This window comes from Nostoc sp., from assembly GCF_036917615.1.
Lineage (GTDB): Bacteria > Cyanobacteriota > Cyanobacteriia > Cyanobacteriales > Nostocaceae > Nostoc.
Map to the genome: position 1 here is coordinate 129,147 of NZ_JBALCZ010000047.1, position 13,315 is coordinate 142,461.

The window sequence follows — 13,315 nt, forward strand, 5'->3', positions numbered from 1 at the left end:
CAACCTGATTACAGTTTCTAAGATCATACACATTAAACCTGTAGGGGCGTACAACGATCGCTCCTACATGGGATTTTTTATGCTCAAAAACAAAATAGGATAGGTCTTTAAGAAAAATGCGCTACCAAAGTGTATTGCAACACAGTGAAGAAGACTGTGGTGCTGCTTGCATTGCCACTGTTGCCAAACACTACGGACGCACTTTTGCGATTAATCGAATGCGGGAAGTAGTTGGTACAGGTTCGCGGGGAACCAGTTTGCTGGGTTTAAGACGGGGTGCAGAAACTTTAGGATTTAATACGCGTCAAGTTAAAGCCTCTGCACAACTACTGGATCAATTAAATAAAGCCCCTCTACCCGCCATCATTCACTGGAAAGGCTACCACTGGGCCGTTTTATACGGGCAAAAAAGGAAAAAATATGTAATTGCTGACCCTGGTGTAGGCATCCGCTATCTCACCCGCGAGGAGTTGCTCGAAGGGTGGGGCAATGGCATCATGCTGCTGCTAACGCCAGACGACAGCCGCTTTTATCAGCAATCAGATGATAAAATTGGCGGCTTTGGGCGTTATCTGATGCGGGTTTTACCCTACCGCGCTATTCTGATTCAAGCGATCGCAATTAACATTGTCATCGGGCTACTCTCGCTTGTCTCTCCCTTAATGATGCAATTGCTCACCGACGACGTGTTAGTGCGGGGAGATACCCAGCTGCTAACCGTGGTGGCAATTGGAGCGATCGCGATGAATCTATTTAGCAGTGCGATCGGTTTAGTCCAGTCTCACCTAATTGGTCACTTTGGTCAACGACTGCAATTAGGACTGATTCTAGAATACGGGCGACAACTGTTGCGTTTGCCCCTTTCGTACTTTGAAGGGCGGCGCAGTGGAGAAGTAGTCAGCCGGATTGCCGATGTAGATCACATCAATGAGCTAGTTTCCCAAATTGTCCTTGGTTTACCCAGCCAATTTTTTATCGCCTTGGTTTCCTTGGGCTTCATGCTGTTCTACAGTTGGGGACTGACTTTGGTTTCCCTGGCTGCCTTTATTATTGTCACCCTCGTCAACCTGCTTTTTCTCCCAGCTTTGCGCCAGAAAACCCGCAGCGCGATCGTGTTGGGTACAGAAAATCAAGGCTTTCTCGTTGAAACTTTTCGCGGTGTCCAGGTGCTAAAGACTACCCAAGCCACTCCCCAAGCTTGGCAAGAGTATCAGGCAAATTATGGTCGGCTTGCTAACTTGGGCTGGAGTACGATGAAGCTGGGGCTTTACAGCGGCACAATCACCAGTATTATTTCTACTTTTACTAGTATTGCCTTACTGTGGTTAGGGTCATATTTAGTGATTAATAACACTTTAAGCATCGGTCAGTTGCTAGCGTTTACTGGCATGAGTGGCAACTTTCTTGGCTTTTTGGGTTCAGTCATCGGCTTAGTTGATGAGTTCATCACTGCCCAGATTGTCATCCAACGCTTGACGGAGGTGATTGATGCTACTCCAGAAGACGAAAAAGACGAGAAAAAGCCTTGGGCAGAACTTAAGGGGAATATAGATATTACTTGCACCAACCTTAATTTCCATCACGCAGGTAGAGTTGATCTGCTGCAAGATTTTTCGCTGATTATCCCTGGTGGTCAAGTCATAGCCTTGATTGGTAAATCCGGCTGTGGTAAAAGCACCCTTGCCAAACTGCTTGCTGGTTTATATTTCCTCCAATCTGGCAATATCCGCTATGGCATCTATAATCAGCAAGACCTCTCAATGGAATGTCTGCGGCAACAGGTGGTGCTAGTACCTCAAGAACCTCACTTCTGGAGTCGCTCAATTATTGAAAACTTCCGCTTCAGCTATCCCCAAATTACGTTTGAACAAATTGTTCGGGCTTGCGAGATTGCTGGTGCAGATGAGTTTATTAGTAAACTGCCCGATAAATATCAAACTGTTTTAGGCGAATTTGGCGCGAATCTTTCTGGTGGACAACGACAGAGATTAGCGATCGCTAGAGCTATAGTTACTGATCCGCCGATATTAATTTTAGATGAATCCACTGGCGCTCTCGACCCAGTGAGTGAAGCCGAAGTGCTAGATCAACTTCTGTCCCATCGGCAGGGCAAAACCACAATTATGATTAGCCATCGCCCTAAAGTCATCGGGCGGGCTGATTGGATTGTACTGCTAAAAGAAGGGCGCTTAAAAATCCAAGGCACTCCAGAGGCTCTGCGCCATCAAGCTGGCGAACACCTAGACTTCTTAGACGGTATTAACCCATTCACAAATGGTTTAGTGCCTAAATCTTCTAACTCTAACGGCAAATTAAGCACAATCAGTAAATAAAACAGGATGATTAGCCATTCCAACTCAGACTACTTGCCCCCAATTCAAGACAACGAGTTTCTCCCGCCACTTGGTCGTTGGACTACTTTGGGCGGACTAGTTCTTGTCTGTGCTGTGGGTTTAGGCGTTCCACTCGCCTCTGTTACCAAATATAAAGTGACAGTTAAAGGACAGGCTGTTGTCCGTCCTGCTGGTGAATTGCGGCTGGTTCAAGCGGCTACGGAGGGTCAGGTGATGCGCGTTTTTGTTGCAGAGAATCAAGTTGTCAAAAAAGGGGATATCATTGCCACTATTGATAACTCAAAGCTGCAAACCAAAAAGAGCCAACTGCAAAGTAACATTGGGCAAAGTCGTTTACAACTGGTTCAAATTAATGCCCAGATTATATTCCATTAATAACCAAGTTTTAGCTGAAACTGAGCGCGTCAAACGTGTTATTGCTGGTGCTGAAGCTGAATTAAGCGGTCGCAGCCGTGACTATCAAGATAAGCAAATTACCACTGTTACTGATATTGAAGAAGCTTCTGCCAATGTAAATGCTGCGGATGCCAGTTTAAAAGCAGCCCAGTCCAAACGAAATCGCTATGAGAGTGTAGCCAAAGCAGGAGCTTTGTCTCAAGATCAATTTGAGGAAGCACAACTAGCTGTTCGCCAGCAATCACAAGCTCTTCAGGCAGCTAAAGCTAAATTGCAAAATGTCCAAACTGCGCTCAATCCCAGTAATGCACAAGTTGCGATCGCTTCTCAACGCATTGCCCAAGAAAAGGCTACAGGTCAAGCTAGCATTGCTACTTTAGATAAAGAACGCCTTGCCCTAATCCAGCAACGAATTGAAATCCAAAAACAGCTAGAGAGCGACACCCGTGAACTCCAACAAATAAATATTGACCTCAGCCAGACTGTGATTACTGCCACAGCAGATGGTATCGTTTCTAAATTAAACCTGCGAAACTCCGGTCAAACTGTGCCTGCTGGAGAGGAGATTGCTCAGATTGTCCCCAGTAACGTTCCCCTGGAGGTTAAGGCAGTGGTAGGACTTCAGGATAAAAATAAGTTGAAACAAGGTCAAACAGTACAAATGCGGGTTTCAGCCTGTCCTTATCCAGATTACGGTACTCTCAAAGGTAAGGTTAAGACGATTTCCCCGGATGCATTAGGCACAGCCGTGCCGCAGGCATTCGCACCTCAAGGGAATGGTGCTAATGCTACCGCCGCAACATCTGGCAGTCAAAAGATGGCAGCCGTTGGTGGCTTCTATGGGGTAACAATTGAGCCAGAAAGCCTTTCTCTAGGTAGGGACAAACATCAGTGTGCTATCCAATTGGGAATGGAGGGTACAGTCGATATTATTTCTAGAGAAGAGACTGTGCTGGAATTCTTTCTCAGGAAAGCGCGGTTGATCGCAGACTTGTAAGATTATCGATGAATTAGGCTCTTAAAAAGAGTAGCGATAGGCAACGTCCAAGTTCAAAAAAAGTGAGCAAAAGTCACTGCGATCGCATTGTCGTAACTACCTACGGTTTACTTCAGGGCAAACGCACGTAATTTATGAAACCCTTGTGGCTACGTTTTCAAATGCCGTATTAAATAACTTAGAGTTTTATTGATACAGCCAAAACAAGCTTTTTCCCCGTTTTTTAGTGATTCATAGAAAATTTATTTTTGTAGCTCTTTCACAGCAAGGGTTTCAGGCTGTGCATGGCGGCAAAATTTGCCTTGTCTGCTTTTACGCGAAACTATACTTAGTAGTGTTTTGGAACCTGCATACGAACCAAACCGCTATTTCTCACTCTCTACTAAAAGCCCCCAGATTTATTCGTGGAGAATTCGTTACATTCATATCGTCATTCAATCTGCGAATCAAACGGGATAACTCACGAATGATATTCACCGCAATTTCGGGAGTTTCTTCGATCGCATCATAAAGTTGCTCTTGCGTCAGTTCTAAAAATTCACAAGGTTCTAAAGTCGTTGCGGTGGCGGAACGAGGTTGAGTATCAAATACTGCCATCTCACCAAAGTATTTTCCCTGTTCCACCTCTGCAAGTTGTTTATTTCCAATGTGAACTTTAACTCGACCTGACACAACAATATAGAGCGATCGCCCTTCTTCTCCCTGTCGAAAGATGGTGTAATTAGCTGGAAATGACAATTCGTTCATTACTGAAGTCAGCCGCACAATAAAATCATCCCGCAATTCCTTAAAAATCGGGACTCGCCGAACAAATAATAAACGGTCAACACTGGTTAGCATAATTACAAGTTAAACATCAAACATTACTGTAAATTTTAAAACCGAAGCCACGCAATTAGTTATATTAACCGATGTTGAACGCTAGCCGCCAAAAATATCTCAAAATTTACCGATAGAAAACCACTTAGTATCTCTTCAATAGGAGCGATGCCTACGGCGGTAAACTACGCACAGAAGCTTCTCAAACAATAGACATCTCCAGAAATTAATGATGCGTTACCTGAAACCCTTGTAGAGACGTTACATGTAACGTCTCTATATTCATTGTCGGAGATATCTAATAGCTCAGTATTAGGTACTCTCTCGTTTCCATGTGGAGCATAAGAACGATAATAACATTATGGTAAAGTTATCAATCACTTTTATTTATCATTTCAAAAAACAAGAGTATTTGCTCTTATTTGGTTGAAAGCCATAATATTGAGTTCATGAGCTCCCAAGGTACCTTGCTGAGAAAAAATTCACCAATTTGATTGGAGGCAATCGCCTCTAAAAACTGGGGAACTGGCTGATGACTAGCGAACCTCGATCAGTTGTCGTTAGGTAATAACAGTCACAAAATCTCCTGAACTGCCCTCACATCGAGAAGCACAGAAGGACTAGGACAAACAGCATTGAATTATCGTGAGCAACAATTATGAGTTGGCTAATTAGTACATTTCTTATTGGAATCTCTGCGGCTTTTGCAACCACCTTTGACGACAATTTATACTTGACAGCTTTCTTCGGAAAAGTTAATCGCAGCTTTCGTCCTAAGCATATTGTTCTCGGTGAATTTCTGGGATTCACTACCTTAGTATGTGCTAGTCTCCCTGGTTTCTTCGGCGGTTTGATTATTCCAAGTACCTGGATTGGTTTGCTAGGTTTGCTTCCGATCGCCATTGGTATCAGTAATCTCATCAGTCGAGAAGAGGAAGCAGAGACAGTGCAAGCTGTGTCAGTTGACTTAACTGCTACTAAATCTGGACACCAGAAGAAATCACTATTAGCAACCATCCGCGATCCTCAAACTTACCGCGTTTCCGCTGTCACCATTGCCAATGGAGGAAACAACATTGGGATCTATGTACCCTTGTTTGCCAGTAGCAATCTTCCAAGTTTGGGTGTAATTCTGTGTGCTTGCTATTTCAGTGTTGGGGCGTGGTGCTTACTCTCTTATAACCTGACTCGTAATCCTCTGATGACTCCCGTTTTAACTCGCTATGGTCGAAAAGTCTTCCCGTTTGTCTTAATTTACTTGGGACTTTCAATCTTGATTAAAAGTGAAACATATCGACTTTTACCTAGTCTGGCAATGATTTCCAATTAGGTATGAGGCGATCGCCTACGGCGGTAAACTACGCCTACGGTGGGCGCTCCGTACCATCGCACCTGCCCTGAAAACTTGTTACCTAGGGATACGATGTCTGACGACAAGCTACTACGCGTCTATGCAATTAGCTACTGAAAATTATTGATGGATGCTATGTCCCTCATATAACCAAAAAATCAGCCTATCGTTTCCCATCCAAAAATATTTTTTTATCACTTCAATTTATCAATTTGAATCAAAATAATATTTGATGTTATCAATCAATCTATCTAAAGTGAGAATAAAGCAGATTATTGAGCGCTCTTATAAAAGCAAGCTTACCACTACGAATGATGATCGGAAGGAACTAATGAATAAACCAAATCCAAAAAAATTAACTCAGTGGATTGTAACAGCAGTATTTCTGGTACTTGTAGCAGGATTTTCTCTGCTTGACCAGCCCAGCGTTAGAGCTTTAACACTAACACCATCCATACCTACGGAAAAACTAGGTCCAGTAATGCCTGCGGTTACATCGTCAATGGAGTCTGTAACTTCCCCAGTAATGCCTCCGGTTACATCACCAATGGAGTCTGTAACTTCCCCGGTAATATCTCCGGTTGCATCACCAATAGTATCTGTAGCAGCAAACGTTAGACGTTTATTACAAACCAATGAATGTGTCGGGTGTAACCTAACTGGAGCAATGCTCAAGGACGCAAACCTGCAAGCGGCAAACTTGGAGGGTGCTAATTTACAAAATGCAGATTTAGAAAGGGCTAACTTACAGCAAACAAACTTACAAGGGGCTAACTTTCAAGGTGCAGATTTAGGCAAGGTAAACCTTTTGGGAGCAAACCTATTGGGAGCAAACCTATTTGATGCAGACCTAGAAAAAGCCAACCTCCTGGGAGCAAACCTGCAAGCAGCTAACCTACAGGGCGCAGACTTGGAAAAGACAAATCTTACAAATGCAAACATGCAGGGGGTTAACCTGATGGGGGTTGATTTGGAAGATGCAATCAGACCGGAAGGATTCACTATTCAGTGATTAAGCTGAAGTTCTGCGTGCAAATTTACTAAAAAACCTCAAAAGCCTGGTTCGGTAATGAATACAGGCTTTATTTTAATATTTGAAGGAGCGCGGCGATCGCATATTTGAGCAAACAAATCGTTCATCAATATTGATATACCGTGTAATCGCCGATTAAAGCGCGATTTTTCTCATATATTGGCAACGAGATAATGGTCTTTTATCTAATTGCAAGCTTTATTCTGATTGCCATTAAAGAACATCGTCGCAGTTATTACCGTTGTAATAATTTCTGCATCGCTCATTTCTATTTGACAGTCTTCACTATACCCAATCGCCTTTAACAAATCATCGAGGATAGTATAGACGGTAATTATTTCCTAAACGCATACTCTCGTCCGTTTTTTCTGACTGGAGGAGATTTTATTGCTTTTGCGTAGGCGTAGCCCGTCGTAGACATCGCATTCTCAAATAACTAGCAACTTGGGTTAATAGAGATTTTGGTTAATTGCAATATTATTCAGTAGTGGTGTTGAGATTGGCTGACGGGTTTCAATCCCTAATAGGAATTTTGCTTAATTGCAATTAGAAATTGTGGTATTGTCATTGTTGGGAGTTTCCAGTTTCAATTCATAATAGGGATTTGGGTTAATTGCAATCGTAATGAACATAACTTCAATGTTTGCGGCTAATTGTATTGCCCTGGGTGGTGCATACGCATTCTTTGCAAATTGTGCTGTTGCTCAAATTACGCCTGATAGCACTTTACCCAATAATTCCACTGTTAAATTAGAGGGGAATAGCAGAATTATTCAAGCAGGAACTCAAGCTGGAAGTAATCTTTTTCACAGTTTTGAGCATGGTAGAGCCAACCTGTTTCTGATTAATCCGTCGGGGATTATTTTTGGGCCTAATGCTTTGCTAAATATCGGTGGTTCTTTCTTGACGCTCACAAATCTAGTTCATGCGTCCCAACAAATTGACACTAGCTGTAACCCCAGAAGCAAGCAAAAAGCTAGTTCATTTATCATCACTGGACGTGGCGGTTTACCCCGCAATCCCTATGACCTTCTTTCTCCTAATGCTGTTCTGGTCGATTGGGTAACTCTCGACCCAAACATTGACAACCCCAAGATTCCATCTGTTACTACCAAACCAACTACCGCTACATCAAAACCCATTGTAGAAGCTACAGGTTGGGTCATAAATGCCAAAGGGGAGTTGGAACTCACAGCGAATGTACCCACTAGGTCTCATAGTTCTTGGCAGAACCCTGTATCTTGCCGTGCTTTTTAGATGTTAGTGTCCACCAATTGAGCACAACTTGGGTTAATAATTGTCGGAGCTTGCGATCGCAACAATAGTAGATAAAGGCACTTCGGCAAAATACTGTCGCTGAAATTGTTCTTCTCGCACAGCAGCTAAAAATCTTGCAACTGCTGCGTCGGCAAAGTTTTCTGCACTATCGCTTTGATGCCAGGTGATTTGCAAATAACGGTCTTGTAGTTTGACTGTGAACCCTAAATATTTTAAAGCTTTGATTCCTACAAGTAAGGTTTGGTCGCTGATGCCGATTTTCTCTAAAAGTTGGACGCGGGTAACTAGTTGATTTGTGCGACTGAGATATTTGGCAATTCCGACAAGAGTCAGCCAAATTTGATTGGGTGGTTGGAGGTTGGGTTTAGACCAAGCGATCGCTAGTTGTTGCTGATTGTCAAGCCCAGACGTAGAGCCGCTTGTCGTTAGACATCGCCGCAACCATGCGCGTAAATCATCCCAATTCGTGGGACAATCTTCAATAATCAATGCTGTTAGCGGATAGCTAGGGTTTAGCCCGTCCTGAGTCCTGATTCCTGAGTGTTCCTGATTCCGTAAATCTAAGATGAGTGGTGTTAGCGGATAGCTAGGGTTTAACCCGTTCCGAGTGTTGAGTGCTGAGTTAACACTAGGACGCACGGCAATTAATCTGATTTCATAACGTTTTTTGAAGGTGTTGTAGTCTAGTTCTGTTATGCAATCACACCTTCCTACAGGTAATTCATCTTTGTAGTGTCCCCACCATATACCAGGAAAAGCACTTCTGCTGGAATCATCCCGAATATCAAACTCGGTTTTAATGTACTGTACCTTTTTCCCTTGCCAATCCTGCTGATTGCGATGCCAAGAATTTTCAAACCAGCAGTTTTGAATTAGCAATTTCGGAACAGGGTTACCCATTCCACAAGGTTCTAGCAGTTTCAGTTCCAAAAATAACTCTTTGGCCAAGTCTGCTACTGTTACCGTCAAGTCTGCTTGCACGGTTGGCGTTAGGGTTGTACTACCTAAAGATTGCCGCAACTGCTGATTAATCGCCGCTGTAAATAAAGGAATGTTCTCCACCAACAAACTCAAACCCGCTGCAAAGGGATGTCCCCCAAAGCGATGTAACAAATGTGCTTGGTCTTTCACCAGTTGGTATAAATCGACGGAATTCACCGAACGAGCAGAACCACGAGCTAATGCGAGTGCTGGGTGCTGAATTCTGAGTTCTGAGTTAGAAGATAAAGGAGTAATTTCTCCCCCTACTTCCCCTGCTTCCCCTGCCTCCCCTGCTCCTTCCGTACTTAACAAAATAGTCGGACGACCTGTTTCTTGTGCTACCTGTCCGGCGACTAAGCCCAATACACCCGCAGGCCATTGGGCATCTTGTAGGACTATGACGCTGGTGGTTGATAAGTCTAGTTGAGTAAGTTTTTGTGCTACTTGCGCTTGCACATCTTTTTGTAAAGATTTGCGGCGGGCGTTTGCGAGTTCTGTAACTTCGGCTAGTTCATGACAACGTTTGGCATCGCGACTAGTTAATAATTCAACGCAAAAACTGGCATCACCTTGGATGCGGCTGACGGCGTTAATTCTTGGACCCAAACCAAAAGAAATATCTGTGGGGCGATCGCCACTTCTCTGGCACAATTCTAATAATCGCCCCACCCCCGGACGCCGACGCGCTGCGGCTGGCTGTTGAAAATCTGCTTGCAGTCGTTGAATTCCGATCTGTGCCAAATAGCGACAATCTCCACTTAACTGCACTAAGTCGGCAATTAATCCTACTGCTACTAAATCTAATAAATCCTCTAACGGATATTTTGCAACATTAGGCAGGGTTTGATATAGTGCTTCCACCAACTTATAAGCTACCGCCACCCCAGAAAGATGAAACAGCTGATGTTCCCTTGGCAAATAACGGGGATTGATAATCGCTGCGACGGGTGGACGTTCGGTGGGTAAGGTGTGATGGTCTGTAACTATTACATCTATGCTTAGTTGTTTAGCATAGACAATTTCCTCAATGTTTGTGCTACCTGTGTCGCAAGTAACTATTAATTTACAACCTTGTTTTGCTAAGTTATCAATCCCTTGATTATTAAGTCCGTGGGATTCTTTGAGGCGATTGGGAATGTAGTAAATCAACTGGGTATTTTGTTTGAAAAACTGCCCCAATCCATCCCAAAGTACAGATGTGGCGGTAATACCATCAGCATCGAAGTCTCCCCAAATGGCAATTTTTTCTCTGGCGTTATATGCTTGTTGCAACCGGGCGATCGCTAGGTGCATTTCTTGCCCAAACTCAAAGGGACTTGCTGGTTGATAAGCTTTATGGTTGATAAAAGCTGTTAATTGTTGATCATCTTTAATTCCCCGTTGCCACAACAATTTCGCTGCATATATTCCACTTGATGCAGGTGTATGCTGTTTCACCGCTTGGATGAACCACTCCGGGGGTTGTTCGGTTGCTGCTATAGTCCACTGCTGTTGTTCTGGCATACAAAATTAAGTTAGGAGTGAGGAGTGAGGAGTGAGGAGTTAGGAGTTAAAAATTGGAAACTAAAAAGTTAGAGGTTATTTATAAACAAAATATTAAGTAGGGTGTGTTACAGCAAAAGGTGACTATAGATATATACGGATCAGTTAAAGCTTGATCCTCCCTAACCCTCCTTAAAAAGGAGGGAATTAGAGCATTTTATAAATGGTCTCTTAAGAATTTTAACTCCAAACTCCTAATTCCAAATTCCAAACTCCTAACTTTTCTTAAATTGGAGATTGCTCCTCGGTCGTTTGAGATTCATTGACTAGGGGATTGAGGACTACTTCATTGGCGACGCTATCAGGTTTCCGGGCACGAATTGCTGGACGCGTAGGCGTAGCCCGTCGTAGACATCGCCTGTAACCTGCTCTTTCAGCTTTTTGGTGTTCGTAATCAATTAATCTGCCATAATATTCGTGCTTGCTTAAATTCATCGACAAGAAAATATGCTGGCGAATATTACCAAAACCTTTGCGGTTAAAAAACTTTAATGCTGAAGTATTGGTAGGGTCAGTGTCTACCAGCATAAACCGCGCCCCATCTTCAATCATCCGGGCGACGACTTTATCAACCAGCTTGTCTGCTACTCCCCGACGCTGAAACTTCGGACTAACTCCTAGCCATAAAATGTATCCGTAAGTCCAGGATGCTTTGGTGATGATCGTTCCCAAAATGAATCCGGCTAATTCTCCGTCTGTTTCGGCCACAAGACAATATTCTGGATCGGTGTTGTAAAGTCCAATCACCTCCCATTCGTCCCAGGTGCGGTATAAATAAGGATATAAATCGCTGGTTAATAACCCTTCTCCCAAGTGGTAAATGGGAGCAATGTCATCAATTCCTAATTCGCCTACATAAATTGCTTCAGTTTCGTCAAAACTTGACATAAATTTAGAAGTTGTAATTTATTTATACCTCTATTGGATTTTACAAACATCCTCTAATGTATAGGGTTGAGTGAGACTTCTTGAATGCTGTCAAAATTTGGCAATGAGTCTTTCACTGCTTCTTCAGTAGTTTGTGTGCGATTGCACCGTTTAGCAAACTGACAATAATCACAAGTTTTGCTACCCTCCACCACTTGGGGAAACTGCTGGTTATTTTGGTAATTTTCTAGCCAAGTAGTTAACTGGCTTAATAGTTTATTAAGTTTCTTTGTTGTTAATGTGTGTTGAGCAGTATTGTAATTAAACTTAATATTTTGCGGTTTGCCCTCAGATTGGACAAACCAGTAAGTCATCGAAATATATTCTGGCAAATAGTCGCTAGTTTCTGCCAATACATACAGATAAAGCCGTGTTTGCCAGTTGGATTCTAACTTGCGTTTATGGGGTGGTTTAGGATAAGTTTTCCAGTCGAGAATTTGTGCTTGTTGGTTATCTGCAATCAATAAATCATAGACAACCGTCAGCAAATAGTCCTGAACTTGCAGAGTGCGGAAGTGTTCACTTTCACGAAAAGTTTGATTATCAGATGCAGCCGTTAAAATTTCTGGGGCTGCATCGGCAAAAGCTAGCATCCAGCTTTGCAGTTTAGCATCTGCTTGCAGGAAACTATCAATTGGCAAACCCATTTCTCGCTGTTGCATTAGCAAGTGAAAACGACTACCCAAAGTTTGCCGTTCTTCTTGTTCTGGATTTGAGGGCGAATTGAGTTGTTCTAGGTAGGTATGTTGAAATTTACGCGGACAAGCTTCTAGTAAGTTCAGTTGTCCTTGAGACAGGCGCAGGAGTTGAGTGGGAGTTGACAGCATTCTTCTATTTTAGAAGCAAATTATAATCTGCAACTCACCTTTGGCAAGCTATCTGTGAAAAACAGGTATTTTTTACTGTCTTCACAGATAGTTCTCATGTCTGCTATTTCAACTCGTCCTTATCTATATCATCCTGGTCATTGGAATGTTGTCTAGTTTTTTCTTGGGACTTGATTGAGCCAAAGCTGTAGACCATAGATATTTTAACGATATCAAAATATGCTGGGTGATTAGCTTTGTTAACGATCGCCAAAGAAATAGACCCTGCCACTAAGATGACTAAAAGTGGCGAAAGTGTTTCTCCCCCAGAGCCGTTGCTGTTGTTTGGCATGATATAATCTCCTAGTGAAAAGTATTGGCTTAACTTGCACTTAACCCAAGAAAGTTGATTAAACTTCACTACGAACCTAAAATTGCAATCTTGTTGCTGATAATTGAGTGAGGAATCAACTCCAAGACTCAATTATCATGGCGATCGCAAATAGACAGAACAGAGATACTGCTATCCTCATAAACCATATCCATAGACTTGTGGATAACAGCATCCCTGCTATTGAGACAGCGCCAAAAACGTGAGATAAAACAAGAGCGATCGCCAAACCAAGCAGAGTCAGCAGAAAATACTTGAGTCCCTGACAAAACCACTTGAATAGTAGATTTTCATCATCTTTGAGATTGATTTTCATAGTTTTTGTCCTGTTTTGAGAGTTAAATCTAAGCAGCAACTACGGCTACCTCGACTGTCCTAAAAAAGGAGCCAATATTTGCGTTGCTTTTAGCTAGTCAAGGCACGCAGCAGGCATACCAAAC

General features: G+C 42.9%; 10 protein-coding genes and 3 pseudogenes. 5 read left to right on the forward strand and 8 right to left on the reverse strand.

Features of this window, described 5'->3' with window-relative positions; genetic code table 11:
- Positions 1-116 precede the first annotated feature (116 nt).
- Positions 117-2,333, forward strand: coding sequence for a peptidase domain-containing ABC transporter (locus tag V7K85_RS16500; RefSeq protein WP_334814704.1), 2,217 nt, complete (start codon positions 117-119; stop codon positions 2,331-2,333).
- Positions 2,334-2,339: 6 nt separating this feature from the next.
- Positions 2,340-3,747: pseudogene (locus V7K85_RS16505) on the forward strand (HlyD family secretion protein).
- A 372-nt stretch (positions 3,748-4,119) separates the two neighbouring features.
- On the opposite strand, the gene V7K85_RS16510 reads toward V7K85_RS16505, so the two are convergent.
- Positions 4,120-4,587: a Crp/Fnr family transcriptional regulator gene (locus tag V7K85_RS16510; RefSeq protein WP_334689736.1), complete on the reverse strand. Its 468-nt coding sequence runs from the start codon at positions 4,585-4,587 to the stop codon at positions 4,120-4,122.
- Between the two features lie 637 nt (positions 4,588-5,224).
- On the opposite strand from V7K85_RS16510, the gene V7K85_RS16515 reads away from it, so the two are divergent.
- A complete protein-coding gene (locus tag V7K85_RS16515; RefSeq protein WP_334814705.1) occupies positions 5,225-5,896 on the forward strand; it encodes a cadmium resistance transporter in 672 nt (223 codons plus the stop codon).
- 381 nt (positions 5,897-6,277) lie between these two features.
- Here V7K85_RS16515 and V7K85_RS16520 read toward each other — a convergent pair whose 3' ends face one another.
- On the reverse strand, positions 6,278-6,592 hold the full coding sequence (locus V7K85_RS16520) for a hypothetical protein (protein WP_334814706.1): 315 nt from the start codon (positions 6,590-6,592) through the stop codon (positions 6,278-6,280).
- Between V7K85_RS16520 and V7K85_RS16525 the strand changes: the two genes are divergently transcribed.
- Positions 6,585-6,929, forward strand: coding sequence for a pentapeptide repeat-containing protein (locus V7K85_RS16525; protein ID WP_334814707.1), 345 nt, complete (start codon positions 6,585-6,587; stop codon positions 6,927-6,929). The genes V7K85_RS16520 and V7K85_RS16525 overlap by 8 nt on opposite strands.
- Before the next feature lie 104 nt (positions 6,930-7,033).
- On the opposite strand, the pseudogene V7K85_RS36540 reads toward V7K85_RS16525, so the two are convergent.
- Positions 7,034-7,288 (reverse strand): annotated as a pseudogene (locus V7K85_RS36540) (IS982 family transposase); the annotation flags it as partial.
- A gap of 301 nt (positions 7,289-7,589) precedes the next feature.
- Here V7K85_RS36540 and V7K85_RS36545 point away from each other — a divergent pair.
- A pseudogene (locus V7K85_RS36545) lies at positions 7,590-7,865 on the forward strand (two-partner secretion domain-containing protein); the annotation flags it as partial.
- Positions 7,866-8,240: 375 nt separating this feature from the next.
- Here the strand turns inward: V7K85_RS36545 and V7K85_RS16535 are convergent.
- The 5 genes from V7K85_RS16535 to V7K85_RS16555 all read right to left on the reverse strand — a co-directional run bounded on the left by V7K85_RS16535 (position 8,241) and on the right by V7K85_RS16555 (position 13,191).
- Entirely contained in the window at positions 8,241-10,712 is a 2,472-nt protein-coding gene (locus tag V7K85_RS16535) for a single-stranded-DNA-specific exonuclease RecJ (protein ID WP_334814708.1), read from the reverse strand.
- Between the two features lie 264 nt (positions 10,713-10,976).
- Positions 10,977-11,639 (reverse strand): GNAT family N-acetyltransferase, encoded by a 663-nt coding sequence (locus V7K85_RS16540; RefSeq protein WP_334814709.1) that lies wholly within the window; start codon positions 11,637-11,639, stop codon positions 10,977-10,979.
- Positions 11,640-11,692: 53 nt separating this feature from the next.
- On the reverse strand, positions 11,693-12,505 hold the full coding sequence (locus tag V7K85_RS16545) for a PD-(D/E)XK nuclease family protein (RefSeq protein WP_334814710.1): 813 nt from the start codon (positions 12,503-12,505) through the stop codon (positions 11,693-11,695).
- Positions 12,506-12,608: 103 nt separating this feature from the next.
- The gene (locus tag V7K85_RS16550; protein WP_334814711.1) at positions 12,609-12,836 is read right to left on the reverse strand and encodes a hypothetical protein; all 228 of its coding nucleotides are present in this window, start codon (positions 12,834-12,836) and stop codon (positions 12,609-12,611) included.
- Positions 12,837-12,951: 115 nt separating this feature from the next.
- Entirely contained in the window at positions 12,952-13,191 is a 240-nt protein-coding gene (locus V7K85_RS16555) for a hypothetical protein (protein WP_334814712.1), read from the reverse strand.
- Positions 13,192-13,315: the final 124 nt, after the last annotated feature.

Coding starts and splice junctions, on each gene's coding strand:
- V7K85_RS16500 (WP_334814704.1), top strand. CDS start 117: ATGCGCTACCAAAGTGTATTGCAACACAGTGAAGAAGACTGTGGTGCT.
- V7K85_RS16510 (WP_334689736.1), bottom strand. CDS start 4,587: ATGCTAACCAGTGTTGACCGTTTATTATTTGTTCGGCGAGTCCCGATT.
- V7K85_RS16515 (WP_334814705.1), top strand. CDS start 5,225: ATGAGTTGGCTAATTAGTACATTTCTTATTGGAATCTCTGCGGCTTTT.
- V7K85_RS16525 (WP_334814707.1), top strand. CDS start 6,585: ATGCTCAAGGACGCAAACCTGCAAGCGGCAAACTTGGAGGGTGCTAAT.
- V7K85_RS16535 (WP_334814708.1), bottom strand. CDS start 10,712: ATGCCAGAACAACAGCAGTGGACTATAGCAGCAACCGAACAACCCCCG.
- V7K85_RS16540 (WP_334814709.1), bottom strand. CDS start 11,639: ATGTCAAGTTTTGACGAAACTGAAGCAATTTATGTAGGCGAATTAGGA.
- V7K85_RS16545 (WP_334814710.1), bottom strand. CDS start 12,505: ATGCTGTCAACTCCCACTCAACTCCTGCGCCTGTCTCAAGGACAACTG.
- V7K85_RS16550 (WP_334814711.1), bottom strand. CDS start 12,836: ATGCCAAACAACAGCAACGGCTCTGGGGGAGAAACACTTTCGCCACTT.
- V7K85_RS16555 (WP_334814712.1), bottom strand. CDS start 13,191: ATGAAAATCAATCTCAAAGATGATGAAAATCTACTATTCAAGTGGTTT.